Source organism: Variovorax sp. P1_H12_2 (genome assembly GCF_056405335.1).
Map to the genome: position 1 here is coordinate 1 of NZ_JBFUCI010000597.1, position 2,865 is coordinate 2,865.

Annotated in this window: 3 protein-coding genes; 2 read left to right on the forward strand and 1 reads right to left on the reverse strand. The window is 68.1% G+C overall.

Translation table 11 applies throughout. The features are described 5' to 3' along the window. Positions 1-861 (forward strand): aminotransferase class V-fold PLP-dependent enzyme (locus AC1D2K_RS32930; RefSeq protein ID WP_478094410.1); only part of this gene is annotated, 861 nt, incomplete at its 5' end. 23 nt (positions 862-884) lie between these two features. Here AC1D2K_RS32930 and AC1D2K_RS32935 read toward each other — a convergent pair. Next, positions 885-1,844 carry a ketopantoate reductase family protein gene (locus tag AC1D2K_RS32935; RefSeq protein WP_478094411.1) on the reverse strand — a complete coding sequence of 320 codons (960 nt, stop codon included), beginning with the start codon at positions 1,842-1,844 and terminating at the stop codon, positions 885-887. 170 nt (positions 1,845-2,014) lie between these two features. Here AC1D2K_RS32935 and AC1D2K_RS32940 point away from each other — a divergent pair, with 170 nt between their 5' ends. Next, positions 2,015-2,854 carry a transporter substrate-binding domain-containing protein gene (locus AC1D2K_RS32940; protein WP_478094412.1) on the forward strand — a complete coding sequence of 280 codons (840 nt, stop codon included), beginning with the start codon at positions 2,015-2,017 and terminating at the stop codon, positions 2,852-2,854. The last annotated feature ends 11 nt before the right edge of the window (positions 2,855-2,865 follow it).

Consider the following 2,865-nt stretch of genomic DNA (forward strand, 5'->3'; position numbering starts at 1 on the left):
CGCCACGCCAACATCGTGCCCTGGCAGCAGCTCGCCTCGGCCAAGGGCGCGAAGCTGCGCGTGATCCCGGTCGACGATTCGGGCCAGGTGCTGCTCGACGAGTACCGCAAGCTGCTCAACGACCGGACCAAGATCGTCGCCGTCACGCAGGTCTCGAATGCACTCGGCACGGTGGTGCCGGTGAAGGAGATCGTCGAGCTCGCGCACCGGGCCGGCGCGCTGGCGCTGGTCGATGGCGCGCAGTCGGTGTCGCACATGCGGGTCGACGTGCAGGACATCGGCGCCGACTTCTTCGTCTTCTCGGGCCACAAGGTGTTCGGCCCGACCGGCATCGGCGTGGTCTGGGGCAAGCGAGAGGTGCTCGAAGACATGCCGCCCTGGCAGGGCGGCGGCAACATGATCGCCGACGTGACCTTCGAGAAGACCGTGTTCCAGCCGATCCCGAACAAGTTCGAGGCCGGCACCGGCAACATCGCCGACGCGGTGGGTCTGGGCGCCGCGATCGACTACGTGAACCGGGTCGGCATCGAGAACATCGCGCGCTACGAGCACGAGCTGCTGGTGTATGGCATGCAGCAGCTGGGTGCGATCCCGGGCGTGCGGCTGATCGGCACCGCGGTCGACAAGTCCAGCGTGATGTCCTTCGTGCTGGCCGGCTACAGCACCGAGGAGGTGGGCCACGCGCTCAACGACGAGGGCATCGCGGTGCGCACGGGGCATCACTGCGCGCAGCCGATCCTGCGGCGCAACGGCGTCGAGACCACGGTGCGGCCATCGCTGGCCTTCTACAACACCTTCGACGAGATCGACCGCATGGTGGCGGTGGTGCGCAGGCTGGCGGGGCAGCGGCGGGCGGGTTGAGCTGAGCCGCTGCGGCCGCCGCCTCAGGCCACGAGCCGCTGCGCCGGCGCCGCCTCGGCGGCGTCCCGCACGCGCCGCGCCTCGTAGCTGCGCAGCTGTGCACAGGCCAGCGGCAGCAGAACGGTGTCGGCGGTCGACCAGCGCCCGCGGCGCAGGAAGTCGCCGAGGATGTGATCGCCTTCGGTCGGCGCGCCGCGCTCGATGTCCTTCAGCAGCGAGGCCGTCAGGGTCGAGCCCGGCGCGGTGACAGTGGCGCGCGTGCGCCCCAGCGCTTCGGGGCTGGGCGGAAAACCATTGTGGGCGGCGATGCGGCTGCACTCGTTGAGCAGTTCGAGGGCCACGTTCTGCGCGCCGGCATCGACGATGTCGCCGACGCTCGCGCGCATCAGGCTGGTGGCACTGGCCAGCGTGGCGATGTGCACCCATTTCTCCCACATGGCCTGCAGGATTCTCTCGCGCGGCCGGCTGTCGAAGTTGGCCGCGGCGAAGGCGGCTGCGATCGCGTCGATGCGCGGGCTGCGCTCGCCATCGAGTTCACCGAACGCGAGCGTGTGGTCGCGGCTCAGGTGCACCACGGCGCCGCTGTCGTCGAGGGCGGCCGAGATCACCCCGAGGCCGCCCACCACCTTCGCGTAGCCGAAGCGTTCGGTCAGTCGATCGAGGTGGCGCAAGCCGTTGAGCAGCGGCAGGATCGCGGTCTCGTCGCCGACCGCCGGCGCGAAGGCCGCGATCGTGCTTTCGAGGTCGTAGGCCTTGCAGCCGACGATGACCAGGTCATAGCTGTCGTCGAGCTGGTGCGCCAGCAGCGTCCGCGGCGCGCGCAGGTGGGCGTCGCCCGCCGCGCTGTAGAGCGTGAGGCCGCCCGCCGCGAGCTGGGCGGCGCGCCGGGGGCGCACCAGAAAAGTCACGTCCTGCCCGGCTTGAAGCAGTCGGCCGCCGAAGTAGCCACCCAGGGCGCCAGCGCCCACCACGAGGATTCTCATTGATCGTTCTTTCGGAGATCGAGGCAGCGTAGGCCCCTTCGCGCGCTTTGACCACGAAGGATTCGGCATGTGCACATGCGGAAACTGTCGGTCGATATGCATGGACGAAAAACGTCGTTGGATCCGGGGCGGACCTTGCCTAGAGTCGCGCCTTCCAAAGAGGAGATTGCATGAAATTCCGACCCCTGATCCTTTGCGGCGTGGCCACCCTGGCCAGCCTCGCATCCTTGCAGGCCGCCTGGGCCGACCGCCTCGACGACATCCGCAAGGCCGGCGTCCTGCGGGTCGCCGCCTTCGACGGCAATCCGCCCTTCGGCTACATCGACGCCACGAGCAAGAAGCAGGTAGGGCACGACATCGATCTGGCGAACGACTACGCCAAGAGCCTCGGCGTGAAGATCGAACTGGTGCCGACCAATCCGGCCAACCGCATTCCGTTGTTGACTTCGGGCAAGGTAGACGTGGTGTTCGCGAGCTTCACGATCACCGACGAGCGCGCGAAGGTGGTCGACTTCACGACGCCGTACTTCCTGGTCGGCCAGCAGTTCCTGGCGAAGAAGGGCGTGCTCACCGATGCCTCGCAGATCAAGGACCTGCGCATCGGCACCGAGAAGGGCACCACGATGGAGACCAATCTGCGTGCCCGCTACCCCGACGCCAAGGTGGTGCTCTACGACGACTCGCCGTTCGCCCTGGCCGCCTTGCGCAACGGCAATGTCCAGGCGATCACCAACGATGGCGTGAAGCTCACCGCGCAATGGGGCCAGTTGCCCGACAAGGAGCGCTACGAGATCCCGCCGATCACGGTCTCCAAGGAATACCTCGGCGCCGCGGTGCCCAAGGGCGAGACGCGGCTGCTCGAATCGCTCAACGGCTGGCTGACCGAGATCGAGAAGAACGGCCGCGCCGTCGCCATCTACGACAGCTGGTTCGGTCCGAACAGCAAGGCGCCGCTGCCGCGCCTGCTGAAGATCGGCGACACCAAGGTGGCCGCGGCCACCGATCGGTGACATTGCCGGGC

Coding starts and splice junctions, on each gene's coding strand:
- AC1D2K_RS32935 (WP_478094411.1), bottom strand. CDS start 1,844: ATGAGAATCCTCGTGGTGGGCGCTGGCGCCCTGGGTGGCTACTTCGGC.
- AC1D2K_RS32940 (WP_478094412.1), top strand. CDS start 2,015: ATGAAATTCCGACCCCTGATCCTTTGCGGCGTGGCCACCCTGGCCAGC.